At 42.2% G+C, this 24,620-nt stretch carries 21 protein-coding genes; 10 read left to right on the forward strand and 11 right to left on the reverse strand.

Going from position 1 to position 24,620, the window contains the following annotated elements; genetic code table 11:
• Together IH598_09590 and IH598_09595 are read right to left on the reverse strand one after the other, a co-directional pair.
• The coding region (locus IH598_09590) for a BspA family leucine-rich repeat surface protein (GenBank protein ID MBE0638760.1) at window positions 1-4,606 on the reverse strand (4,606 nt) is incomplete at its 3' end.
• Window positions 4,607-4,637: 31 nt separating this feature from the next.
• Window positions 4,638-5,030, reverse strand: coding sequence for a hypothetical protein (locus IH598_09595; protein MBE0638761.1), 393 nt, complete (start codon window positions 5,028-5,030; stop codon window positions 4,638-4,640).
• Between the two features lie 592 nt (window positions 5,031-5,622).
• Here IH598_09595 and IH598_09600 point away from each other — a divergent pair.
• On the forward strand, window positions 5,623-6,216 hold the full coding sequence (locus tag IH598_09600) for a Uma2 family endonuclease (protein MBE0638762.1): 594 nt from the start codon (window positions 5,623-5,625) through the stop codon (window positions 6,214-6,216).
• A 378-nt stretch (window positions 6,217-6,594) separates the two neighbouring features.
• Here IH598_09600 and IH598_09605 read toward each other — a convergent pair whose 3' ends face one another.
• Complete coding sequence (locus tag IH598_09605; GenBank protein MBE0638763.1) at window positions 6,595-8,379, reverse strand: arginine--tRNA ligase; 1,785 nt, start codon at window positions 8,377-8,379, stop codon at window positions 6,595-6,597.
• A gap of 292 nt (window positions 8,380-8,671) precedes the next feature.
• Between IH598_09605 and IH598_09610 the strand changes: the two genes are divergently transcribed.
• The 3 genes from IH598_09610 to IH598_09620 all read left to right on the forward strand — a co-directional run bounded on the left by IH598_09610 (window position 8,672) and on the right by IH598_09620 (window position 10,635).
• Complete coding sequence (locus tag IH598_09610) at window positions 8,672-10,012, forward strand: GTPase (GenBank protein ID MBE0638764.1); 1,341 nt, start codon at window positions 8,672-8,674, stop codon at window positions 10,010-10,012.
• Window positions 10,013-10,187: 175 nt separating this feature from the next.
• The gene (locus IH598_09615) at window positions 10,188-10,421 is read left to right on the forward strand and encodes a hypothetical protein (protein ID MBE0638765.1); all 234 of its coding nucleotides are present in this window, start codon (window positions 10,188-10,190) and stop codon (window positions 10,419-10,421) included.
• 4 nt (window positions 10,422-10,425) lie between these two features.
• Window positions 10,426-10,635, forward strand: coding sequence for a DUF2283 domain-containing protein (locus IH598_09620; protein MBE0638766.1), 210 nt, complete (start codon window positions 10,426-10,428; stop codon window positions 10,633-10,635).
• A gap of 96 nt (window positions 10,636-10,731) precedes the next feature.
• Here IH598_09620 and IH598_09625 read toward each other — a convergent pair whose 3' ends face one another.
• On the reverse strand, window positions 10,732-10,944 hold the full coding sequence (locus IH598_09625; GenBank protein MBE0638767.1) for a hypothetical protein: 213 nt from the start codon (window positions 10,942-10,944) through the stop codon (window positions 10,732-10,734).
• A 436-nt stretch (window positions 10,945-11,380) separates the two neighbouring features.
• Between IH598_09625 and IH598_09630 the strand changes: the two genes are divergently transcribed.
• The gene (locus tag IH598_09630; GenBank protein MBE0638768.1) at window positions 11,381-12,373 is read left to right on the forward strand and encodes a dihydroorotate dehydrogenase-like protein; all 993 of its coding nucleotides are present in this window, start codon (window positions 11,381-11,383) and stop codon (window positions 12,371-12,373) included.
• Window positions 12,374-12,377: 4 nt separating this feature from the next.
• Here IH598_09630 and IH598_09635 read toward each other — a convergent pair whose 3' ends face one another.
• Window positions 12,378-12,980, reverse strand: a complete 603-nt coding sequence (locus tag IH598_09635; protein MBE0638769.1) for a hypothetical protein — start codon at window positions 12,978-12,980, stop codon at window positions 12,378-12,380.
• Window positions 12,981-13,117: 137 nt separating this feature from the next.
• Between IH598_09635 and IH598_09640 the strand changes: the two genes are divergently transcribed.
• From IH598_09640 to IH598_09650, 3 genes are read left to right on the forward strand one after another with little or no spacing between them, the layout of a single operon-like run.
• On the forward strand, window positions 13,118-14,041 hold the full coding sequence (locus tag IH598_09640) for a 4-hydroxy-3-methylbut-2-enyl diphosphate reductase (protein ID MBE0638770.1): 924 nt from the start codon (window positions 13,118-13,120) through the stop codon (window positions 14,039-14,041).
• Between the two features lie 5 nt (window positions 14,042-14,046).
• A complete protein-coding gene (locus IH598_09645) occupies window positions 14,047-15,162 on the forward strand; it encodes a DNA replication/repair protein RecF (protein ID MBE0638771.1) in 1,116 nt (371 codons plus the stop codon).
• Between the two features lie 12 nt (window positions 15,163-15,174).
• Window positions 15,175-15,471 (forward strand): DUF721 domain-containing protein, encoded by a 297-nt coding sequence (locus tag IH598_09650; protein MBE0638772.1) that lies wholly within the window; start codon window positions 15,175-15,177, stop codon window positions 15,469-15,471.
• Between the two features lie 48 nt (window positions 15,472-15,519).
• Here IH598_09650 and IH598_09655 read toward each other — a convergent pair whose 3' ends face one another.
• The 5 genes from IH598_09655 to IH598_09675 form a co-directional block, all read right to left on the reverse strand.
• On the reverse strand, window positions 15,520-16,623 hold the full coding sequence (locus IH598_09655; protein ID MBE0638773.1) for a 3'-5' exoribonuclease: 1,104 nt from the start codon (window positions 16,621-16,623) through the stop codon (window positions 15,520-15,522).
• On the reverse strand, window positions 16,616-19,171 hold the full coding sequence (gene ligA, locus IH598_09660) for an NAD-dependent DNA ligase LigA (GenBank protein ID MBE0638774.1): 2,556 nt from the start codon (window positions 19,169-19,171) through the stop codon (window positions 16,616-16,618). Before ligA ends, IH598_09655 begins: the two co-directional genes overlap by 8 nt.
• Window positions 19,172-19,399: 228 nt before the next feature.
• Complete coding sequence (locus tag IH598_09665) at window positions 19,400-19,990, reverse strand: HD domain-containing protein (protein ID MBE0638775.1); 591 nt, start codon at window positions 19,988-19,990, stop codon at window positions 19,400-19,402.
• A 111-nt stretch (window positions 19,991-20,101) separates the two neighbouring features.
• Window positions 20,102-20,941, reverse strand: a complete 840-nt coding sequence (locus IH598_09670) for a universal stress protein (protein MBE0638776.1) — start codon at window positions 20,939-20,941, stop codon at window positions 20,102-20,104.
• Window positions 20,942-21,047: 106 nt separating this feature from the next.
• Window positions 21,048-22,289: a beta-lactamase family protein gene (locus IH598_09675; GenBank protein MBE0638777.1), complete on the reverse strand. Its 1,242-nt coding sequence runs from the start codon at window positions 22,287-22,289 to the stop codon at window positions 21,048-21,050.
• Between the two features lie 116 nt (window positions 22,290-22,405).
• Here IH598_09675 and IH598_09680 point away from each other — a divergent pair, with 116 nt between their 5' ends.
• Window positions 22,406-23,098 carry a 4'-phosphopantetheinyl transferase superfamily protein gene (locus tag IH598_09680; protein ID MBE0638778.1) on the forward strand — a complete coding sequence of 231 codons (693 nt, stop codon included), beginning with the start codon at window positions 22,406-22,408 and terminating at the stop codon, window positions 23,096-23,098.
• Window positions 23,099-23,110: 12 nt separating this feature from the next.
• Here IH598_09680 and IH598_09685 read toward each other — a convergent pair whose 3' ends face one another.
• On the reverse strand, window positions 23,111-23,812 hold the full coding sequence (locus tag IH598_09685) for a cytidylate kinase-like family protein (protein MBE0638779.1): 702 nt from the start codon (window positions 23,810-23,812) through the stop codon (window positions 23,111-23,113).
• Window positions 23,813-23,948: 136 nt separating this feature from the next.
• On the opposite strand from IH598_09685, the gene IH598_09690 reads away from it, so the two are divergent.
• A complete protein-coding gene (locus IH598_09690) occupies window positions 23,949-24,563 on the forward strand; it encodes a YigZ family protein (GenBank protein ID MBE0638780.1) in 615 nt (204 codons plus the stop codon).
• Window positions 24,564-24,620: the final 57 nt, after the last annotated feature.

The following is a 24,620-nucleotide window of genomic DNA, read 5'->3' on the forward strand; positions in this document are numbered from 1 at the left end:
TGCGGTGATTGTTTCTATCAGCAATGAAAATGTTACCGCTGCCATCCACAAAAACATCGTAGGGATAAGCAAGTTGATTGGCATTGGAGCCATATCCGTTGCCGCCGGCTACCGTGGTGCCGCTAATTGCTCCCGGCGCCCCTTTCTGGATGCGGTGATTTGCATAATCCGCAATGAAAATGTTCCCGCTGCCATCCACAAAAACGCCTGTAGGGTAAGCAAGTTGATTGGCATTGGAGCCCTCTCCGTTGCCGCCGGCTACCGTGGTGCCGCTTGTTGCTCCCGGCGCCCATTTCTGGATGCGGTGATTGTAATAATCAGCAATGAAAATGTTACCGGCGCCGTCAACATGAACACCATATGGATAATACAATTGATTGGCATTGGAGCCCGCTCCGTTGCCGCCGGCGACTGTGGAGCCTTCCGTTGCAGGCAGGTGAGCCGCACTGTGCACCAGCGTGCTGCCGTTGTAAAAATCAATAGATACGATATCGGGGTCACCAATCACGTCGAGTAAGGCAAAGCCCAGACATGGGGTATCTCCTGTGTTTTCGAGGACAGGAATAATGCAAATAATTGCCTGATCACTATTGGAACAACCATTGCCATCGGTTATGGTGTAGGTGAGTTCCTGTGTTCCTGCTGAGGGGTCGAAGATATATCCATCGGATGGATTGCCGCTGACGCCGGTACCCGTCCATTCACCTCCTATGGGCTCGCCGCCAAGTATGACAGGTTGTGCATTGCTGCTGACCGGCTCATAGGTGCCGGCATCCACCAGGGGCAGATCATAAACAACGATTTCGTTGGTGGCGACAGAGCAACCGGAGGAAGTTGTTACCACAGCAATGTACGTACCTCCCACAACAGGTGTATAGTTTGTAACCATCGTACCGTCCCATTTCTGGATGCGGTGATTATTAACATCAGCAATGAAAATGTTCCCGGTGCGATCAACATGAACACCCTGTGGATAACGCAATTGATTGGCATTGGAGCCCCCTCCGTTGCCGCCGGCTACCGTGGTGCCGCTTGTTGCTCCCGGCGCCCATTTCTGGATGCGGTGATTACTTTGATCCGCAATGAAAATGTTACCGGCGCCGTCAACATGAAAACCATATGGATAATTCAATTGATTGGCATTGGAGCCCGCTTCGTTGCCGCCGGCTACCGTGGCGCCGCTGGTTGCTCCCGGCTCCCATTTCTGGATGCGGTGATTGTCTCTATCAGCAATGAAAATGTTACCGGCGCCATCAACATGAACACCAAATGGATAATTCAATTGATTGGCATTGGAGCCCGGTCCGTTGCCGCCGGCAACCGTGGTGCCGCTGGTTGCTCCCGGCGCCCATTTCTGGATGCGGTGATTGTAATGATCAGCAATGAAAATATAACCGCTGCCATCCACAAAAACGCCTGTTGTATAATCAAGTTGATTGGCATTGGAGCCCGCTCCGTTGCCGCCGGCTACCGTGGTGCCGCTAATTGCTCCCGGCACCCATTTCTGAATGCGGTGATTGTAATGATCAGCAATGAAAATGTTCCCGCTGCCATCCACAAAAACGCCTGTAGGATAATAAAGTTGACTGGCATTGGAGCCCCCTCCGTTGCCGCCGGCGACTGTGGAGCCTTCCGTTGCAGGCAGGCGAACCGCACTGTGCACCAGCGTGCTGCCGTTGTAATAATCAATAGATACGATATCGGGGTCACCAATCACGTCGAGTAAGGCAAAGCCCAGACATGGGGCATCTCCTGTGTTTTCGAGGGTAGCTGTTGGCCCTGCCTCGCATGGTGAATCTCCGTTTATTGACCAGCCTTTGACACCTGTAAGGATGGTTCTTGCAGCATAAGCTGAGCAGTTATATTGTCTGCCGTCTGCTCCAAGGCTGAGACCATTGGGAGTTGATGGATTTGCATACCAGCCTGTGAGTGTAGCAGAATAAATGGAGCAATCCATGCCGCAATTATCCAGCATGTTTGTTAAATTTACAGTACTGTTGAATGTCCAGCTCCCGATGTTCTGGTTGAAAGCACTTGCACCAGAAAACATCGAATTCATAGTAGTGACGGCCGAAGTATTCCAGTTAGTGATATTTGCGGGTCCATTTAATACAGAACAACCACTAAACATACTACTCATACTTGAAACTGAACTCAAGACAGGAAGGTCAGTGGCTGTAATATTTAAATTTGAACAACCATAGAATGCGGTTTCCATACTTGTCCATTCAATCGTACCCCACTGATTCACATCGAGCAGTTTTTGTTTGTCGGTGCCATCATTCATATTAAACCTGTTAAAAGTACCTGCACCCGGTGTGACATTTACTTTGTATGTGCCGGCAGCAGGGAAAGTGATGGTGGTGATTCCATTTCCGGTCAGAGTCCCATTAATGGCCGGATTTGAAGCATCTTCCCAGTAGATGGAATAATTATCGCCAACTCCCGGGAAATCAACTTTATCAGGGTCAGAGCCGGGATTGTCGGTTTTCCAGGTGGTGATGAAATAAGTACTCTCTCCCATCCAGAACTCACTAAAAGAAGTAACTCCAGTGATTTGAGTAGTAGTGGCAGTTTTTGTTCCCATCGTCGGATTTGTCCATGTTCCGCCATCATTTTTACCAACGATGAAATTAGCTGTATTGGCACCCCCTGTAAGATCACCCGCAACGAAATTAAAGGTGGCATTGTAGTTGTCAAATACCGTACCCGCGTTGGTAATGGTCCATTTCCTGTTGAGGTAATTTATCTGGCTGATATTGGATACAACAGGCGGGGCAGAACCGGGCTTAACTGTCGAAGCCAGAATATCTCCTGCTGTTGTAACATTGTTAAAAGCTAAATTAACTGGAGCATATACGGTTGCATCCCCTATTTCAAATGTGTGAGTAGCTGTTCCTGTTGGTATATTTTTCTGCAGATTGCCATTTATCCAACCATTTGTGCGAACGACACTGCCTGTTGATGCGATTATTACCTTATTTGAACCGGTATTAACAAGTCCGCCGGAAAGGTTAATTTCAAGTGGCCTGGTAACGGTGATATCACTGGCCAGTACCACGTTTCCGGTAGTTTTAAACAGTCTTAAGTAATCGAAGGTGGTGGCGCCGGTAATGGTCTGGACACCGGTGCCGTTGAAGTAGACGGCGCGATCATTCGGGTTGAAGGTTCCCGAGCCATTACGCGTCCAGTTGCCCTTAACATGCAGGTCGCCCAAGTTGGCATTCGACAGTGAGAGCACACCGGTGGTATTGATCACTACGTTGCCAAGCACATTAAGCTTTTCTGTCATATCATAGGAATCATAATCCATATAAAGCCCGCCGTCAAGGGTAAGGTTGCCAGCCATTTGCCTTGCTGTACCGGTGCCCCCGTAACCGAGGTTGAGTGATGAGCCACTATTGATAGTTACATTATTTGGATACCCCGCTCCGCCGGTGGAAGTCCATTCGTCGCCCCGGTTATAAGTGGATCCGGTATTGTAAACCAGGGTAGATGAAGGCCCATAGGTTGGCGAACCGGTAAAATAACCTCCGGGATTTATTTGACAAATTCCGTTGATGGTTGTTGTACCATTGATATAATTGTCTCCGATAGCCAGTGAAGCCCCGGGGCTAACAGTTACTGAACCATAATTATAAAATGCCATACCGTTGGCCGTGGTTAATGAGCCTCCGGTATTGACGGTTGTGGTACGACCATTGTTTCTTTCAACAACAACATCAGCAATTACGGCATGTCCCGCTGATACGACGACATTGTCGTTAAGTGTTGGTACCATGCCGCCAACCCAGGTTGAGGAAGCGGACCAGTTGCCTGATGTGGCTGAAGTGACTGTACGATCTATAAGCGTCCATTGAAGTGTAAATGTTCCGGAACCGATGTAGGCATCGACAACGAAATAAACCGTTTGTGTTGAACCGGTGGTGTTTGTCCAGGGATTATGTTGTGTATCGGGATCATCGATGCAGTACAAGGTGGTGCTTCCCGGACAACTGCCGCCGTATCCCATGTAATGATAGGAATCATATTCGTTAGCGGATTGCCAGATATCGACGGTATAACCGTTTGGAACATTGATGTAAAAAATCCTGTCAGGATAACCTGTACGGCAAACACCAATGTCGTTTGCGTATCCTACTGTTGTGCTGCTGTAAGGGCTGGTAAGGGTTGCAAGATTTTGAGGATTGGTGCAATTTTCACCCGGTAAAAAACCCATATATGTACAGGTCGTTGTAACACAATTATTATACTCTAGCCCACAGGAGGAATTTGTATTCCAGTGGCAGTAATGTGTTCCGCCTGTCGTTGCTGTCCATTGCAGTGGACTATTTCCATAGGCAACTACCGGTCCATTGTAAGTTCCCCTCCTGATAGTAACAAATCCCCCGCCACTGATAGCACATTGATAGATTGTCCCTGAAACAACATTCGAAAGGGGGCTATATTCCGAACGGTAACTGCAAGTTGAAAATGTTACCGTACCGGAGGTTGGGGCCGTAGCTGAACCATACTGTGAAGTATTGGTGCATTGCCCCTGAGCCTGTTGGCTGATCCCGCTAACCAGGACAATCAACATTGTTAGAATAGTAAAGAATTTTTTCATACAATTAATGTTTAAATGAATAAATAAAAAATTAAGTTTTTATGACTGACATTTTAAATATGATCAAATCAGGACGGCAGTGATGTTTACAAATAAATACACCCAGAGCAGGGTTGTCGGTAGTATGAAATGCGCTGCCGGGATCGAGCAGGCCGGCATCAACGTTAGCGCCGGTGCCGCTGTGGCCGGCATCGTTCAGCCAGGCGTGCTGCCACTCACCGCTGCCCACACGGTATTTTACAAATACCCAGGCGGCTTCCCAGTTGTTGGGTTCGGAGGAGGTGCGCCAGGAGTTTTCCCATGTGAGGTCAAACTGCACCAGCGAGTAGTTGGAGGCATGGTTTACCCCCGCGGTAGTGTTCTGCCCGGTTACCAGTACGTTGGTAATTTTGATGTTGTTGGCGCTCAGGCCACCCAACAGCAACCCCAGAGAGATGAGGATTGTAAACTTTTTTCGTTTGATAGAATTAGAGTTTAATGATACATAACATTAACTAAAGTATTTATTTTCAGTGAACTATATTAACCATCCATCTTTCTGCCAACTTTTTGGCTCTCCACCGCCCGCCGTTCCCAATCGCCCATCTTCACCCCCGGTCCAACCCTCCCAAACCATCCAGCAACAAGGAGTAGAAAGGATTTTTTCATCGGGGGAAATGGTTTATGGATTTAATTTCATTTTTTCGGGTTGTTGATTTTTTGAGGTTGAGCAAATTTCAGCATAAATTCTATACGAGATCAGAATTAAAATGTTAAAATCGCAATTTATAGAAATTCTAAATAAAAATGGAGTGGTGGAGGAATGGAGGCATGGAGTGGTGGAGGGATGCTTGCCCGACTAGGACGTGTCTTGTCCTGAAATAAGTTTACACAAAAACTAAACACATTTCAGGATTATGAAGATAAAGGTAAAGCGTTTCACAGACGAATTCAAATTAAAGCCCCTAAATCTGAAGCGGCATGATTTTCCAAAGTATTTTTCAAAATCATTATCTTTGTCAAAATTAACATCAGAAATTATGGACACGCTGAATTTAGACCTCAACAAACGATACACCTACGCCGACTATCTTACCTGGATGGACGATGTGAGGAGGGAATTGCACGATGGTTTTATTAAACTGATGACCCCGGCGCCATCTTCGAAGCATCAGGAAATTTCGACAAATCTGGTTAGCATTTACTGGAATTTTTTACGAAAGAAACAGTGCAAAATTTACCATGCTCCTTCAGATGTCCGGTTTCCAAAGAATAGAAAAAGCCAAGACGATAAACAGGTTTACACCGTTCTTCAGCCCGATTTATATATTGTTTGTGATCTTTCCAAGATTGATACACGCGGTTGTCTGGGTGCTCCTGACCTGATAATAGAGATTATTTCGCCGAAAAACCCTAAACTTGATTTGAAGGATAAATTCGATATTTATCAGGAACACGGTGTTCGGGAATATTGGATTGTAAACCCGAACGATGAGAACGTGAGTGTGTTTTTTTTAGATGAAAAGGGGAAATTTCAGCTTGTGGGCATGTATGCCGAAGATGATAAAATCCCGGTGAATATCTTTAATGGCGATTTGAAAGTTGATTTAACGGAGGTTTTTATTCACTAGAAAAATAACCGCCTATCTGTTAAAAGTTAGACGAAAAAAAAGAGGCTGTCTCAAAAGTCTTTCTTTTGGATTTTCAACGCTTTTTGACCCTTGATCCCTAAAGGGAAAGCGTTGAAAATCAGGCTCCCGGAATTTATCCCGACAAAGTCGGGAGGGATGGGGTAATCCTGATTTTCAACATTTCAAGGATTAAGCAGACTTTTGAGTCAGCCTCTGCCCGTTCGGCTAAATCTCAACTATTAATGTTTCATGATTCAAATGCAGGAAAAGTCTCCAGGATAGTCCACACCTCGCTGGTTTTAAAAATCTGGTTGGTCTGATGGCATGCAGGGTGTCGAACCTTCTTGGTGTGAACTACAACCTTAAAAGTTTTACACCTTACATCCTCTCAGGCACCTCAATTCCAAGGAGGCTCATGGCCGATCTGATTACATTGCCAGTAAACCCTGACAACATCAAACGAAAAGCTACGAGTACTGGCTCGCTTTCCCGAAGGATGGGTGTTTCCTGATAATACTGATTAAACTCTTTTGCCAACTCATACACGTAGTTGGCAATGAGTGCCGGGCTATAATTCAGGCCGGCTTCATTCAACACTGCAGGGTAATCGTGCAGGACTTTCAGCAGTGATATTTCCTTTTGCAACAACTTTTCCGGAGGAGAAAACGCTGAATAGTTGATCCCCTTTTCGTCAGCTTTACGGAACAATGAGCGGATTCTGGCGTGTGTATATTGGATAAATGGCCCGGTATTTCCGTTGAAATCAATGGATTCTTCAGGGTTGAAGAGCATGTTTTTTTTTGGGTCAACTTTCAGGATAAAATATTTTAAAGCGCCTAATCCTATCATGCGATGGAGGTTTTCTTTTTCTAATTCCGAAAAATTATCAGTTTTACCCAGCTCTTCTGTTGTCGATTTTGCTGTCTGGTACATTTCTTCCAACAGGTCGTCGGCGTCAACCACTGTCCCTTCGCGAGATTTCATGCGTCCGTGCGGAAGTTCAACCATTCCATATGAAAGATGAAGCATATCATCAGCCCATGCTCTACCCATTCTTTTAAGTACTTTTTTCAACACATCGAAATGGTAATTCTGCTCATTACCCACAACGTAAATCAACTTTTCGGGGTTGAATTCATCTTTGCGCAACTGAGCGGTACCCAAATCCTGCGTCATATACACCGAAGTGCCATCGGCTCTGAGCAACAGTTTTTCATCAAGGCCTTCATCAGTCAGATCGCACCATACCGAACCATCTTTTTTACGAAAAAGTGTGCCATTTTTCAACCCCTCCTCAACCAGTTCACGACCAAGCAAATAGGTTTCCGATTCGTAATAAACCTTATCAAAATCCACACCCAATCTGGCATAGGTCTTATCAAATCCTTCATAAACCCATCCATTCATCATCGCCCAAATCTTCCTGATCTCTGGTTTTTGTTCCTCCCATTGCACCAGCATTTCCTGCGCTTCCATGATCAAAGAAGCCTCTTTTTCGGCAACCTCTTCGTCTATGCCATTTTTGACCAATACTGCAATCTCGGCTTTGTAATGCTTATCAAACATCACGTAATATTTACCTACTAAATGATCGCCTTTTAACCCTGTTGATTGAGGCGTTTCACCATTTCCCCACCTGATCCAGGCCAACATTGATTTACAGATATGAATCCCGCGATCGTTCACCAGATTAACTTTCACCACGTTTTTACCATTTGCATCCAGGATTTTTGCTACTGAGAACCCCAAAAGGTTATTCCGGATATGACCGAGATGCAAAGGTTTATTGGTGTTAGGTGAGGAATATTCAACAACCACCGGCTTTCCGCTCTTTTCAGCGACCAACCCGAAATTCTTCACAGCCGAGTTGTGAATGAAAAAATCCTTCCAGTATGATTCGTTGATCAAAAGGTTCACAAATCCCTTAATCACATTGAAACTACTGACCTCCGTCAAATTCTCCGTAAGGTACTGGCCCAGTTCGTGAGCCGTGATTTCAGGTGATTTTTTTGAAATCTTTATAAAAGGAAAGACCACGATCGTAAAATCGCCTTCAAACTCGCGCCGGGTTTTTTGCAACGAAATTGCTGCAGAATCAACCGGTTGTCCCCAAAGGTTTTGAACGGCTTCAGTGGTTTTTATGATAAGCTGTTGTTCAATCATGGCTATTTTGGTCATTAATTTTTGATGCAAAAATAGAAAAAACGAGGCGCTTCATCGGGCATTATCTTTCATAACTTAATTCATATCCATTTTAAGCAGTATGATCATTCAGATTTTATAGTTTGCAAATCAGTTACTTAACCGAATGATTATAACATTCAAAAGTCAGGATTTTGATTTCGGGGGGAAAGATTTCCTAAAAAATCTCATTGCCAGTCTCATTTTTTTGCTCTAAACCGTTATCTTTGCGCCACTTTACAAAAAGTTAGTTTTAAATAATTTAAGGGAAATAATAATGAAAAAGAATGTAATTATTATTGGTGCTGCGGGAAGAGATTTCCACAATTTCAACACGTATTATCGTGGAAATGCGAATTACAATGTGGTGGCATTTACGGCTGCCCAGATTCCCGATATCGACGGAAGGAAGTATCCGGCTGAGTTAGCCGGTGATTTATACCCGGATGGTATCCCAATTTACGCAGAAGAAGACCTCCCTAAACTCATCAAGGATCTGAAAGTGGACGATTGCGTGTTCTCCTACAGCGATGTCACTTATCAGAAAGTTATGTCGGTAAGTGCTATTGTTAATGCAGCCGGCGCAAATTTTATTTTGCTGGGACCTGGTGATACGATGCTCAAGAGCACAAAACCTGTTGTGGCTGTTGGCGCTATCCGTACAGGTTGCGGAAAAAGTCAGACCTCGCGGCGGATCATCGAACTGTTGATGGCCAAAGGACTGAAAGTAGTTGCTGTGCGTCACCCGATGCCATACGGCGACCTGGTAGCTCAAAAAGTCCAGCGCTTTGCCACGGTGGCTGACCTTGCAAAACACAAATGCACCATTGAGGAAATGGAAGAATATGAACCACACGTGGTTCGCGGTAATGTAATTTATGCAGGAGTGGACTACGAGGCCATTCTGCGTGCTGCCGAGCTCGATCCCGACGGCTGCGACGTCGTGCTCTGGGATGGCGGCAACAACGATTTCCCGTTCTACAAACCTGATCTGAACATCACTGTAGTTGACCCGCACCGTGCCGGTCATGAACTGAAATATTACCCCGGCGAGGTTACTCTCCGCCTGGCCGATGTGGTTGTGATCAACAAAATGGACAGCGCCAGCCCCGAAGGTATCCAGACTGTTCGCGAAAGCATTGCCAAAGTGGCACCGAAAGCAATCGTGGTGGATGGCGCATCGCCAATTAAAGTGGATGATCCCAAAATAATTAAAGGCAAAAAAGTGTTGGTGGTCGAAGATGGCCCGACACTTACCCACGGCGAGATGAAAATCGGCGCCGGAACCGTTGCAGCCCAGAAATTTGGCGCTGCCGAACTGGTTGACCCGCGTCCTTACACTGTAGGGAAATTGTCAGAGACTTTCAGAATATATCCTAACATCGGTACTTTGCTGCCGGCAATGGGATACAGTGCTCAGCAACTGAAAGACCTCGAAACTACCATCAACAATACCGAGTGTGATTCAGTGGTAATCGGAACACCGATTGACCTGAACCGCCTGATCAAGATCAAAAAACCCAACACCAGGGTTTACTACGATCTGCAGGAAATTGGTTTCCCCAACCTCGAAGAAGTAATCAACGATTTCGTTGAAAAACATAACCTGAAGTAAAGAGGTTTTTTCATATAAGGGTAAAAAGGCAGCTCCGATGGGGTTGCCTTTTTTTCATTCTTAGCGAAAGTATCGCTCAAAGCGATGCTATCGCTGGAGTCCATTTTTAAATTTTACCATCGTGCATTCATACGAATGATTTTTCCTAAATTTGCCATGAATTAGAAGAACCCAAGTGAAGTTTACAAATTACTTCCTTCATACAAGGCAACGAGCAGATAGAAAAATCATCAAGCTTGAATGGATTGAGAAAGTTTGTGACAACCCTGACCATCAAAGTAGGCAGGAAGATGGCAGGATCAGGAAATGGGGGTACATACCTGAAATGGGTAAATATTTAAGGGTTGTGCTGCTTGAGGATAATGAAACCGTTCACAATGCGTTTTTCGATAGAGACTTTAAACAATAAAACTATGAAAATCACCTACTTCAAAGATACCGACACGATGCTTGTTAGTTTCAACGACAATGAGATCACCGAAACCCGCGATCTGACAGAAAATGTGTTGATTGAGCTGGACAAAAACGGTAATCTTGTGAGCATGACCATCGAACATGCCCAACTGCAAACTGAAATTGCCAGTTTTTCCTACAACCAGATTGAAGGATTACAAGCGAGGTAGTTGGGGTTGCCTTTTTTAAGCTTTGCGATAGTATCGTTGGATCATGAAATTTAAACTTTGATCACCTTTCGCTCAAAGTTTTCCGTGGCAATAACATTATAACTCAACCAAAAGTTGATTTGCAGTTTTCAGGGTCTTTTTGCCTTCTTCATGGAGGGTCACGTCATTGAATGCATCCACAATATCCTGAATTTCTCTGCTTTTGCGTTTATCCTCAATCTTTTTGACAATCTGCACATATTTTAGTCCGTCAATCAGTTCAAGAAAAAAGGGGGCTTTGTTATCCTGTATGTCGAGAATTAGTTTCATTCTGTTGATAACTTTAATGTATGATCAGCGATTTTTTTTGCAAATATGCACTATTGAAAAATGCCTGACTAAGATTTACTTCGTGCAGTTCACATAAAGATATCTCCCTGATTGATGTAGCATTGTTTAAAATCATGCAGGGATAGGAATAACCTTGAATGATGCTTATTCTTTTTCTGATTCAGGTTTACAAAAAACCCGGCATTCCTCAATCTCTTTTTTCAGGTTTTCAATCAACCGGTTTCTCTTCGTATTTGTATTCTTTTCTGATCTTTCTGACCATTCGCAGCGGTTGCCGATTTCGCTGCCTATTTTGAAGGGTTTTTCGTAGAATTATAAAAATCATTTCTCTCATTTGATCTTCATTCAAAACTAATTTCTACTTTTGTTTGCTCAAAATGTAATAAACAGTGTAATTCATCAACATCTTCTGATCATGGCAAATTTAAGTACCAATTACATGGGGTTCAAACTGAAAAACCCAATCATAGCAGGAAGTTCCGGGTTGAACAAAACAGTGGAAAACCTTCAAAAGCTCGAGAAACATGGCGCTGCAGCTGTTGTCCTGAAATCCCTTTTTGAAGAACAAATCATGCACGAGGTAAACAAGGTAATGAATAACAAGGACAATCGTGAGAATTATTCATACCCGGAAGCAGAGGATTACATCAGCAATTACACTAAAGAAAAAGACTTGAACGACTACCTGCGATTGATTGAGCAGGGTAAAAAAACCATTACCATTCCATTGATTGCCAGTATCAACTGTATTTCAGCCTCCGAATGGACAACTTTTGCCAAAAAGATTGAAAATGCCGGCGCCGACGCGCTTGAACTGAATGTTTTCATACTCCCCTCCGACACCAAGCGAGATTCCGCTCAAAACGAACAACTCTATTTTGATGTGGTCACAGAGGTGATGCGCCAGGTTTCCATACCGGTTGCTTTAAAGGTGAGTCACTATTTTTCAAGTCTTGCCAAAACAACCCTAAAATTATCGTGGACAGGTATTGCCGGTATGGTTTTATTCAACCGCTTTTTCTCACCTGAAATTGATATAGACCAATTCAGAGTGACCTCCTCGCATGTATTCAGCACCAAAGATGAGATTTATACGCCGCTAAGGTGGATTGCTATGCTTAGCGACAGGTTGCATTGCGACATTGCCGGATCAACCGGAGTGCATGATGGAGAGGGTGCAGTGAAGATGCTGCTTGCAGGCGCCAGGGCGGTTCAGATCGCATCGGTGCTTTACAAAAATGGTTTTGAAGCAATAGGTGAGATCAATGCCTTCATCGAACAATGGATGGATAAGCACAACTTCAAAACCACTGACGAGTTTATTGGCAAAATGAGTGTAAAATTTGCTGAAAACCCTGCCGCTTATGAGCGCGTTCAGTTCATGAAACATTTTGCCGGGATCGAATAATCCTCTAAATCAATACCGGCCTTCGCCTGGGTGATTTGAAAAAATCGCGGAATTCGGGTGGCCCTGTCAGGTATTTCCCTGTGAAATCGTCCATACTGTCAATGGTTTCGTTGGATAGAAGATCAGAAACTTCATCCATCGAACCGCTGCCAAGCATAAATGGCAATTCATCAGTACGCATGAAGCCACCCTTGAACCGGCCAATAATCTGGTATTCCTCCAACTCTGAAACAGGCTTACCTGTAATAGCGCAGGTCGACAACTGATCGTAAACATCCAACTCAGTTTTAATTTGCTTGTGTGAAAAATGATCAAAGCTACCTTGCAACTCTTCAGCGAAATAACGCTGAAGGTTTTCTTTTGACTGAGCTGAATAGCTGTTGGTGAAAGTCAATGCACATGAAAAACAAATGGCGTATTCGAACATTGCCTCCATTTTTCCCGAAACGGGATTTCTCCGGAAAACCTTTTCGATCATGTATTCTGAGTCGGTCTGTATAATATCCTTTTCACACACCTGGCATTTGGTAAAGGGCATGTTGCTGATGGATTCGTAAAATAGCCTCGGGATAATCAGTTTATTGGAAGAATTGCCGTCGTCCTGCATGGTTAAATGAATTACTGTTTAAATAGAAAGTTGTATTTGCAGTTAAAAGCTACAAGTAAATATTGAAGTCTAAACGAAAAATCGTTTTAATCATGCGAAAATAAACCATTATTTTGCAACGCAAATTTAATTGACCAATGAAGATTGAGATTGATCCGGGTGCAGGATTTTGTTTTGGAGTTCAGCGAGCCATCCAACTGGCTGAAATGGAGCTTGATAACGGGCAGGAGTTATTCAGCCTGGGACAGATTGTCCACAACGAAAGTGAGGAAAAACGATTGAACGATTTGGGGATGAAGACTATTACTTACAAGGATTTCGGAGAACTCCATGAAAAAACTGTGTTGATCAGGGCGCACGGCGAACCACCGTCAACCTACGATACAGCCAATAAAAACCGGCTAACGCTGATCGAAGCTACGTGTCCGATCGTTACTAAACTTCAGCAAAAAATCAGGAAAGTTTGGATAGAAAGTAGAAAGGAAGACTTGCAGATCGTAATTGTTGGAAAAAAAGCTCATCCAGAAGTAATCGGATTGGCCGGACAAACAAATTTTCAGGCTATTATTATTGAAAGTCTATCCGACATCGAAAAAGTGGATCATGGAAAATCGGTTTATATTTTTGCACAGACCACTGTAGATGCGGATTTTTTTGAGGAGGTGGTGAAGAGAATTTACGTCCATCAATCCAGGCGGAAAGACGAAACTGACCCTGCTCAATTCGCCCTGATGGGTGGAGGGAACCCCAGAGGCAGGGAGGTTACAGTTCAGAAGAGCATCTGCAACCACGTAAAAAACCGGAAAGAGCAAATGATTCAGTTTGCCCGTGAACATGATTTGGTTATTTTTGTGGGTGGAAAAAAATCGTCCAATGGTCAATATTTGTATGGATTATGCCGGTTGGAGAATCTAAATTCTGTTTTTATCGAAAATGAAGCTGTGCTCAAACCTGAATGGTTTGCCGGTTGCAAATCGGTGGGCATTACGGGCGCCACCTCTACCCCACCCTGGCTGCTCGAAAAAGTGAAACAACACATCAAAACAATGATCAAAGCGTAAATTGAATGTATCTCAAAAGCCTCAAAATACACGATTTCAAGAATTATCCCTCAGCAGAGTTGGAATTTTCACCTAAAATCAATTGCCTGATCGGCGACAATGCCGCTGGAAAGACCAACATACTTGATGCAATATTTTACCTTTCGTTTTGTAAAAGCTATTTCAACGCTATCGATACGCAGAACATCCGGCACAACCAGGAATACTTTTCCATTTTGGGTGAATATGTGATTAATGAAGAAAAAAACGACACCATCCAGTGCGTACAAAAGCGCAATCAGAAGAAGAGTTTTAAACTGAACAAGAAGGAATACTTACGGCTGGCCGATCACATCGGGCGCTACCCGCTGGTGATGATCTCACCATACGACCGCGACCTGATCAACGAGGGCAGCGAGGTACGTCGGCGGTTTATTGACAGCGTCATCAGCCAGTTCGACCCCATTTATCTCGACAACCTGATCAACTACAACAAAGCCCTGGCCCAGCGAAATTCATTGCTCAAATCTTTTGCCGATAAAAACTTCTTCGACCGATCACTGCTTGAAATCTGGGATCATCAGCTTTGTGAGATCGGTAACCAGATTTTTCCGGTAAGGAAAACCTTCCTTGAAGCCTATCAGCCCATATTCGATCATTATTTCAGCATGGTTTCCGGTGGAAAAGAGAAGGCGACCATTGTATATGATTCACAGCTACTCGAAAAAAGTGCTGAAGAATTACTGTCCATATCCCTCGATCGTGATAAATCACTGCGTTTCACCAGCGCCGGTGTTCACAAAGACGACCTGATATTCAACATCGAAGGGTATCCGGTGAAAAAGTTTGGTTCGCAGGGACAACAGAAGTCGTTTATCATCGCCCTGCGACTTGCGCAATACATGTACATCAAAGAGCTGAAAGGCTTCAAACCACTGATTCTTCTTGACGATATCTTCGACAAATTGGACCACAAACGTGTGGAGCAAATCATTCAATTAATGGTGGAAAATAATTTTGGACAGGTTTTCATCACTGATACTCAGCAGGAACGCATCGAGCATCTGCTTACCAAAATTTCGAACAATTATAAAATTTACCAGATCAAAAGTGGGACAGCCACTCCATTATCTTCACTTTAACCAATAACGAATATGTCATTCCGGGTATCAAACGAGCAAACACTTGGCGAGGTGCTCAAACAGCTGATCGCATCTTACCGTTTCGAAGGCAAACTGAAAGAAGCCAGTCTGATCAGTTCGTGGGAAAGCGTTGTCGGTGAAATGATTGCCAAACACACTGTACAACTCAGGATAAGCAAGAAAGTACTATATGTTGAAGTGGACTCAGCAGCCCTGCGCAACGAACTTACCTACGCCCGTGAAAAAATTAAAAAAGCACTCAACCGCAAAGTGAAAGATAATGTGATTGATGAAGTGGTGTTCAGGTAAGAAACCGGCGTTTGATTCAAAAAAAATAGTTTGACTTAGTGTTAATAATCATTGCTTTATCATCTCCAAAAACTCCTCCTCGCTGATGATCTTCACTCCGAGCGATTCGGCTTTTTCCCGTTTGGCAGGACCCATATTTTCGCCGGCAACTAAAAAATCGGTGTTACCACTGACTGAACTGACATTTTTCCCGCCATGCTGCTCAATCACCCGCTTGATCTCGTCGCGGGAAAAGTGCTGAAAGACGCCGCTGACTAAAATTTTCAATCCCTGCAACTGGTTACCTAAACAACATCCCGTGTGGAATTCAGATGTATCCGCTAAATCATTTTGAAGAAGCAGCTCAAGTTCACTTTCACTAATTATCCTAATGCCAATAGATTTGGCATTTTCGTATTTGCGAGGTCCAAATTCTAATCCAGCAACTAAATATGTAGTTGATTTATTGACATTTGATTGAATTTTGCAGCCCAACGAGCAGAGTAATTTAGCAAGTTCATTCCTTGTATAATTCTTGAAAACTCCTGAAATTACCGCATTCTTTTTGAAAAAAGGTGTTTGTTTAATAACTCGATCATAGTTAGGGATGCAATTTTCTTTACTAATCCTATCATGAAAAACTTGCTCTCTGTGAATTTGATCTTGCTTTTTCTCAAGTTTTTTGAAATCGGGGGCTTCGTTATTTGCAATTTTCAAATAAAGATTGGCACATCCCAAAGCATCTGAAAGAGCATCATGATGTTTGAGATCAATTCCATAAATCGAACATGCCTCATTTAACTTTAGTCCTGTTAATCTATAGGTGCAATCATCAAGAAATTTGGGGATTTCTATTTGATAGTAATTCAATGTTTGCTCCAATGCAGAACGATCAAAAGAAATATTGTGAGCTACTACCAATTGATCCTCGAAGAAATTACGAATTGAATCCCAGATATCGGAAAAGCTTGGTGAATTTTCTGTTAAATCAGGAGTGATTCCATGAACTTTAATATTCCAGTGGCTGTATTCATTATTAGGAGGCTGCACGAGGAATTTTTCTCTAAAAACCAATTTACCGTACTTTATTACCACCACTCCTATTGAACAGATCGAATGCATTCTGCTGTTCGCTGTTTCAACATCAAATGCAGTAAAGCATAGATTATTCATTTTTTATGAGGTTTAGAAATTCAGTCTCATTGATAATTTTAACACCAAGTTTTTGTGCTTTAATTAGTTTTGAGCCAGGGCTTTCTCCTAAAATTAGAAAATCAGTTTTCGATGAAACAGAGCTGACAAATCTTCCTCCATTTTCCTCTATCATTTTTTTTGCTTCTTCTCTTGATAAGGTAGGAAGCGTTCCTGTGACGATAAACGATTTACCGTTAAAAACTGAATCTGCGATTTGATTAGACCTCAAAGTTTCTTCGATTTCAAACTTCAGACCATGCTTTTTCAATTTTCCTATTTCATCTCTGTTCAATGGATTTTTAAAATAATCAATTACGCTATTGGCAATGCTCAATCCAATGTCCGGCACACTCAACAAATCGTCGAAAGAAGTATTCATAAGCCTATCAATGGAACCAAACTCATGAGCCAATTTTTTCGCTACTGTTTCACCCACATACCTGATTCCTAAAGCATAAAGCACATAATGAAATGCGCGTTCTTTTGAGTTCTCAATGCTCAATAAGAGATTATCTCTACTCTTTTCCTGAATTGATGTTATTGACAGTGTATTAAGCTTTGAAATCCAATCAATTACTTTTTTATCCTTAAAAAAATTGTTTACTTTTTCAGAAATATCCAATTCTATTCCAATCTTCATCAATTCCTCAACTGATGCTTTTGAAATCAAATAAATGTAATCGAAGTTTTTTATCAATATTTTGATATCAGTTTCAGTGACACCGGGAATATTTAGTAATCTTATTATTGTTTCGAGTGAAATGCCATCCTCTCTTTCAAAATCGCTACCAAATGATTTAAGATATTCTTGATTGAAGGGATTTTTCAAATATTCGTAAATCTTTTCTCGAATTCTTTCAACACTAATACTTTTGTTTCCTTGAAAGTCAATTATTTCTTCCAAGTCAGTGTATGTGGCCTTTGAATAATTTGCTAATGATTTGAAATGCTTAACTATCGCATTTGAATTTTTCAATGATAGTCCGTTATATCCAATCCTGAATGCGAAGATCACTTTTTCTAATGGAACTTTTGGTAGCTCATAGGTATCAGGGATTATGACTTTCTCTAATCCTATGAGTTCTTTTTTGTAACGATTTAGCTCATATAGATCACTAAACTTCTTTAGGTAATCCTTGTCAAATAACAAAACTATGGTTCCTTCTCCCAAACCTTCAATATCCATCGCTTTACGGCTGATAAAGTGTTCGAGTTTGCCTTTGATCTGAGGCGGGCAGCCGGTGTCGTTGGGGCAGTAGTAGGCAGCTTCGCCTTCGGCGCGGATTAATGGAGTTTCGCACTCGGGACAGTTTTTAATAAAAACGGTTTCGATGGCATTGGCCGGGCGCAGATTTAAATCAACTCCAGTGATCTTCGGGATGATTTCACCGCCTTTTTCTACAAAAACGGTATCGCCAATCCTGACATCGAGTTTTTTGATGATGTCGGCATTGTGCAATGACGCCCGTTTAACAGTTGTTCCGGCCAGCAACACCGGCTCAAGGTTGGCAACAGGAGTAACGGCGCCTGTGCGTCCCACCTGGTAATCAATGGAAAGGAGCCGGGTGGAGGCGCTTTCGGCAGCATATTTATAAGCAATGGCCCAGCGGGGCGACTTTGCCGTGAAACCAAGCTCCTGCTGCTGTGTGTAACTGTTTACCTTGATCACCACGCCATCAATGTCGAAGTTGAGTTGGCGGCGCTCGTGTTCCCAATTGTTGATGAACTCGAAAATTTCGTCAATAGTGCGGCACTTAGCCATGAATTTAGGGATTTTGAAGCCCCACCTGCGACACTCCTGGATGTTGTCGTAATGGTTGTTATGGGGTAAGTTTTCACCGTTCAGGTGATAGAGAAAGCAATCGAGGTTGCGTTTGGAAACTTCGGCTGAATCCTGCATTTTAAGACTACCCGATGCAGCATTGCGCGGGTTGGCAAAAGGTTGGTCGCCGTTTTCAATTTTAGCTTCATTCAACTTATCAAACGCATCTCTGGTCATCATCACCTCGCCGCGGATTTCGAATTTTTCTGGAAATCCCGCTCCATGCAATTTCAATGGTACGCTCCTGATGGTTTTGATGTTAGCTGTTACATCATCTCCCTGTTCTCCATCGCCGCGTGTAACTCCCATCGCCAGTTTACCATTTTCATAACGTAGCCCGATGGCAACGCCGTCATATTTCAATTCGCAAACAAATTCAACATCTCCAGAAATCACCTTTTTCACGCGATTGATAAAATCCACCACTTCCTGCTTTGAGTAGGTGTTGCCAAGCGACATCATCGGGTATTCGTGCTTCACCTGACGAAACTCTTTCGTGATCTCCCCCCCTACCCGCTTTGTTGGAGAATCCGGTGAAGAAAATTGAGGAAATACCGCTTCAAGATCTCCCAATTCTTTCATTTTCATATCAAAATCATAATCCGAAATCACCGGTTCCGAAAGGACGTAGTAACGATAATTGTGTTCGTTCAATTCTTTCGAAAGCTCTTCAATGCGATTTTTTGCCTGGTCAGGTTTCAACATGATCAATAACTTTTAAACAACCAAAAATAGAGAAAAAAAATTGCATGGGACTCATAGCGAAAAGCATGGAACAGAGAGTACCGGATAAATGGCAGGTAATTTACGCTGAAATTTAAAAGGAGAGGGAAAAAAGCAGCCCCAAGGATAAAAAACCTACCTGCAAAGAACACAATAAAAACAGATTGGATTTATGAGCAAAGAAAAGAGTCAGAAATACCCTGAAGCGAACTATGCAGATCCATTCAGCAACTCCAATATCTCAAGCAGATTCTGCTGCTTTAGGGATTCCCGGGTTGTAATGGCCGATTTGGTAAAGTAGTGATGATTTTTCAAAAAGGAGACTTGCAGTTGGTACCATTGCTTAAGAGATGTTATTTTGAATTGATGGATATCCCATTCATGTTTTAAGCGATGAGAAATCATAAAAAAATCACTTCGTCCAAGGTAGTCAAGGTCGGCATCACAAATGATTTGCTCCAGCTTCTTGGTTGCGCTTTGCGGGAGTTTTGTAGTCATTATCATGTTGCTGATGATTTCGATTTCATTCTGATTGTAACCATACCCTGGTAATAATCCAGCGGCTAAGGCACAAGAAGCTTCTTCATGACCAACATATGTTTTCAACATTCCTGAATCGTGAAATAAGCAGGCTGTTTTCACCAGTGCCTGGTCATAGGGATTTATGTTTTCAGCAGCCATAAGCCTTTCAGCCGAATGCAGCACATCAAGTGTGTGATTAAGATCATGGTAGAAAAGATCTGGTTTAAGCTCCCTGCTTAACATACCAATCATAAATGTTTTGACTCCCTCGTAATCCATGAATTAGTGCTGGTTTTGAGTTATCATTATCAATGTGTCCATATTTTGTCAGCGTAACAAAAGAGCCGGAATTTTATCCGGCTCAATAATTTTTTAATTAGCAAAACGGCTTTAGTAAGAAACAATTTTCTGCCAGTTAAGTTTTCGGGGATTGATACACATGGCAGGTATTTGTGAACCATTAAAGATAATCTGCTCGTCCCAGGATCCCAGGATAAAACGTTTAAAACTTTGGTCCGGGTCGGTCATAATCATGATCAGATCAGCATTGATAGTTGTTGCAAAGTCAATCACCTGTTTGGCAAAATTTGTATTCTTTTCGGCTATCCTGATGGCAAATTTCACATCGTTCGTGCTGAAATATTCAGTAATTTGTTTTACAGCCTCATTAATTTCATCACCTGCCATCTGGTAGATATGAATTTGGGAATTGAATTGCTTGGCAATGTGAACTGCCCATTTGGTTTTTTCCCATGGCCCTGCATCACTTGTAATCGGGAGCACAATATGGCGGTAGCCATTATCGAAAGATCGCTTTTGAACAACAATAACAGGTGCAGGTGAACTGGTTACCACCTTCAAAGCGTAACTACCCGTGAGGTGCTGAATACCAATTTTTCCATGTGTTCCAAGGTAAAGAAGATTAGCACCTATCTCCTTGGCCACATCACTGATGGTAGTAAAGATTGTGCCTTCTCGGGCAATGCATTCAGCCTCGATCCCGAAATTAGCTTTAATGTCAGCAACAATTTCGTTTAGTTTTTCTTTGATAGCATTCTCATCAAGGCTATCCTTTTTTAGTTGACTTTTCGTAGTGCTATCGATCACATGCAGCACAACTACTTTGTAACTTAGGAATTTTGCGGCTTCTGAAGCCTGGTTAATGGCATTGTCGCCCACTGGTGTAAAATCTGTGGGAACCAACACGATATTGTTCATGTTTTCAGTCATGATAAATTAAGTTTTTTATGTGAATGAACACTCGTTTGCAGTGGTACAAAAATAGATTTTTTTTTGCAGGTGAATTGTTAATGAAATGATTTTTCCAAAAAAAACATTACAAGCCTCTACCTGAGCTAAGCGAAGCAATAGGATCATCCTTTTGGTTAACCTTGAAAGGTTCTTCAATAACTTCATCTTTAATTGTGTTATAAAGCTGCTTCACAATTGATGCTGCAGGTGCATTTACGTTGTTCAGAAGAATAATAGTCACCGAATCTTCAATATATCGTGTGAGACTTGTAGTGAATCCATTCCAAAGGCCGTTATGATAAATTACCTGTTTATCGTCAACAACCATGAATCTCCAGCCCATTCCATAGTCATGAAAGCGGTTTCTTGGCGTTATAACTTTTGTAAAAGCTATTTTGGTAAGGGAATCGCTGATCAATAGATTATTGCTCCAGGCCTGTTCCCATTTAAGCAAATCATCCATTGTACTATAAACACTTTTATCGCCTCCTATTTCATCCAAAGGATCGTGATCAAACTTACTGTAACGCCTGCCGCGCCGCACAAATCCGAAAGCGACGTTTGAAGAAGTATCTATGGTAGTTTTATTCCAGACAAAAGAATGATCCATTCCAACAGGGTCAAAAATATGTTGCTTTACAAACTGATGAAAAGGCATATTAGAAACCCGTTCTACCAGCATCGCAAGCATAGCATATCCTGTATTGCTGTAATGGTGTCGGCGACCTGGTGTAAATCCAAGTCCTGAATTATGTTCCTTCAGTAATGTCAATACATCATCGTAAGTTAGTGATTTTTCTTTATCCCAGTAATTATCAACAAAATACATATAGTTCTGAAGCCCAGATGTGTGCTGCAAAAGGTGTTTAATTGTAATTTCTTCAAACGGAAATTCAGGGATGTAATTCTGAACCGGTTCTTCTATATGCAGTTTCCCGCGTTCATGCAACATTAATACTGACATTGCGGTAAAAGCTTTGCTGACCGAAGCCAGTTGGAAAACTGTTTCGAAATTCATTGGCTTTTTTGTGAATATATTGGAATACCCTCGTGAAATCTTTACGATAGGATATCCTTTAAATGCAATCAGCACATTACCGTTAAATCGATGGTTATCAAGGACTCTCTGAACAAGCGTTTCGATGTGCTCCATACGCTCTGCTGACATGGGAGGAGGAATAACAACCTCTTCCGGCAATTCGAGGTTAAATTCCCTTGAAATGATGTCAGTGGTATTGCACCTAATGAATATTAATAAGAAAATCAGCAGTATTCTGAAAAATCGCATGGCAGGTATCAGATTCAATTGAAGCGTCAAAAATAGCATAATTTGAAATTTTGGAAGATAAATGTAGTCATGAACAGAAAGTTTTGAAGGAGAAATATCACACGATGATTTTTTTTCATAGCTTCGCAAATCGCTTTTGGATAAATTATTTGCTGATGGTAAGACTTTTTGGGATCAAAATATTGGATGGAAATGAATTTCTGGCTGTTGAGGATGAACTCGAGAGGCTAAAACCTGGCCATTTTTCACAATTCAGAAAAAAATACAGAAATCTTACAGCCTTACAGCACAGTTTTTTTAGCGATCTCCTTATCAGGATGTTACTATCAAAACGATATCTGATCCGGGATTCTGATGTTGTACTGGGGTACAATGATCATAATAAGCCATTTCTTAAGAACCGGCAGAATCTTCATTTTAATGTTTCACATTCAGGTAGCTGGATAGTGGCAGCTTTTTCGGAGAAGATTGTGGGTATCGATATCGAAAGGGTTAAAAAAGCTAATTTGGAAGTTGCACATCGGTATTTTTCTGAAGAAGAAGTCTTCTTTCTCGACCAGATCGAGGAGTCAGCAAAGGATGAATGGTTTTTTAAATTTTGGACTATCAAGGAAAGCTATCTGAAAGCTGTTGGTACGGGACTTACAAGGCCATTGAGTTCATTCGCGGTAGTATTCAATGGCCGTGAAGTAAAACTGATGGATGGAGGTTTGGAAGTAGATGTAATTCTTAGCCAGATGGATTTTGATCGCGACTACAAACTGGCAATATGCTCATTTGGAGAATGGATTGAAGACAACGTGGAAATTATCAGCCTTACTGAAATTCTTGATTTTTACAAAGGATAAAGTAACCTTCTGCTATATCAGTTTTTTCTGTTGCATCAGGTGGATAATATCCAATACCAATTGACCTGTCGAAAACTTTTCCACATTGTAGGTAATATCATAGCACAATTCCTGCGAGCAGCCAGCATAGAGCATTTTGATCAGTTTATCGCGATTATTGTCAATTTCTTTGATCCTGGCAAGAGCAACCGCTTTTGACAGGTCGTGTTTTTCCATAAATCGTTCAGCCCGCCATTGAACCGGCGCAACCAATTTCACATGCAGCGCTTTCTCAATGTCACGGGTGATTTGTGCTCCTCCACGACCAAGAATGATTGAATACCCTTCGGTAGCAAAATCGCGGATTACATTTTTAATGGCGTTTTTAATTTTCCATTCACTGTGGTATTCTTTAGAAGTGACTGATTGCATGAAATCCTCCCACATGGTTCGCTGTTCAGAATCAAAAATAAACTTTATATTTTCGCTCTGGGTCTTTAATTCCTGCGCTGCTGCTTCAAGGATTTTCTTGCTGATTACTTCCCAACTCGATTTGCAACCGATGGGTAGATAGTATTCATTCAGACGAAGTGCAAGCTGACGGGCAAGTGCTGTTCCTTCGCAGCCGCATTCGCGCGAAATAGTGAGAACCGGCCCTGGTGCTTTTGTTCGAACCGGCGGGATCAACTGCTGCTGATAGCGTTTTTGAAAGTACTCCATGATATGATTTTCCATGGGATTCAGTTTTTAATTTCAGGGTGAAAGATACACATTTTTCACAATTCCAAAAAAAAAATTGAAGAGGATGCTTTTTCAAGCGCAAAAAGTGACAAACATTCTCAATAGCTTCTATTTTTGCAAAAATTTAATCATGCTTTTTGAGGATACATACAAAACTATCGTCAGCAGATCAGAAGGTGTCTTTAAGGATAAGGGGAGCAGATTCATTTCTTTTGCCATTCCTGTTCAGACTGAGGAGCAGGTAAAAGCTGAAATTGAAACCTTAAAAAGGGAATATTTCGATGCCCGGCATCACTGCTATGCCTATATTTTGGGGTTTAATAAAGATGCTTTTCGGATGAATGATGATGGTGAACCTTCTGGTACTGCAGGGAAACCCATTCACGGGCAACTCCTCGTTCATGATTTGACCAATACGCTTATTGTGGTTATCAGGTATTTCGGCGGCATTAAACTCGGTGTCAGGGGGCTCATCAATGCCTACAAGTTTGCTGCTCAGGAAGCCCTCATCAACAACACCATCGAAACACGAATTGTCAGTGAAGTTTACCAGGTTAAGTTTGCATACGAGGATATGAATGATATAATGCGTATCATGAAAGAAGAGGATCTCGACCAAATCAATCACAATTTTCACCTGACCTGCACCCTCGATTTTGCCGTAAGAAAAAGTAGAGCTGACAATGTGATTAAAAGGTTCAAAGATTTGAGAAAGGTGGAAGTGAATTATCTTACAACTATTTAAAATCAACACTTTTGAAAGTAGAGGCTGGCTCGAAGGAGCTTAAATAGCTGGCAATTT

This window comes from Bacteroidales bacterium (assembly GCA_014860585.1).
GTDB lineage: Bacteria > Bacteroidota > Bacteroidia > Bacteroidales > 4484-276 > RZYY01.

Excerpts from the sequence above, each read along its gene's own strand:
- IH598_09605 (MBE0638763.1), bottom strand. The coding sequence starts at position 8,379 with ATGATTGAACAACAGCTTATCATAAAAACCACTGAAGCCGTTCAAAAC.
- IH598_09670 (MBE0638776.1), bottom strand. The coding sequence starts at position 20,941 with ATGACTGAAAACATGAACAATATCGTGTTGGTTCCCACAGATTTTACA.
- IH598_09675 (MBE0638777.1), bottom strand. The coding sequence starts at position 22,289 with ATGCTATTTTTGACGCTTCAATTGAATCTGATACCTGCCATGCGATTT.
- IH598_09650 (MBE0638772.1), top strand. The coding sequence starts at position 15,175 with ATGTCATTCCGGGTATCAAACGAGCAAACACTTGGCGAGGTGCTCAAA.
- IH598_09680 (MBE0638778.1), top strand. The coding sequence starts at position 22,406 with ATGGTAAGACTTTTTGGGATCAAAATATTGGATGGAAATGAATTTCTG.
- IH598_09645 (MBE0638771.1), top strand. The coding sequence starts at position 14,047 with ATGTATCTCAAAAGCCTCAAAATACACGATTTCAAGAATTATCCCTCA.
- ligA (MBE0638774.1), bottom strand. The coding sequence starts at position 19,171 with ATGTTGAAACCTGACCAGGCAAAAAATCGCATTGAAGAGCTTTCGAAA.
- IH598_09655 (MBE0638773.1), bottom strand. The coding sequence starts at position 16,623 with ATGAATAATCTATGCTTTACTGCATTTGATGTTGAAACAGCGAACAGC.
- IH598_09690 (MBE0638780.1), top strand. The coding sequence starts at position 23,949 with ATGCTTTTTGAGGATACATACAAAACTATCGTCAGCAGATCAGAAGGT.
- IH598_09685 (MBE0638779.1), bottom strand. The coding sequence starts at position 23,812 with ATGGAAAATCATATCATGGAGTACTTTCAAAAACGCTATCAGCAGCAG.
- IH598_09625 (MBE0638767.1), bottom strand. The coding sequence starts at position 10,944 with ATGAAACTAATTCTCGACATACAGGATAACAAAGCCCCCTTTTTTCTT.
- IH598_09665 (MBE0638775.1), bottom strand. The coding sequence starts at position 19,990 with ATGGATTACGAGGGAGTCAAAACATTTATGATTGGTATGTTAAGCAGG.
- IH598_09640 (MBE0638770.1), top strand. The coding sequence starts at position 13,118 with ATGAAGATTGAGATTGATCCGGGTGCAGGATTTTGTTTTGGAGTTCAG.
- IH598_09635 (MBE0638769.1), bottom strand. The coding sequence starts at position 12,980 with ATGCAGGACGACGGCAATTCTTCCAATAAACTGATTATCCCGAGGCTA.
- IH598_09630 (MBE0638768.1), top strand. The coding sequence starts at position 11,381 with ATGGCAAATTTAAGTACCAATTACATGGGGTTCAAACTGAAAAACCCA.
- IH598_09620 (MBE0638766.1), top strand. The coding sequence starts at position 10,426 with ATGAAAATCACCTACTTCAAAGATACCGACACGATGCTTGTTAGTTTC.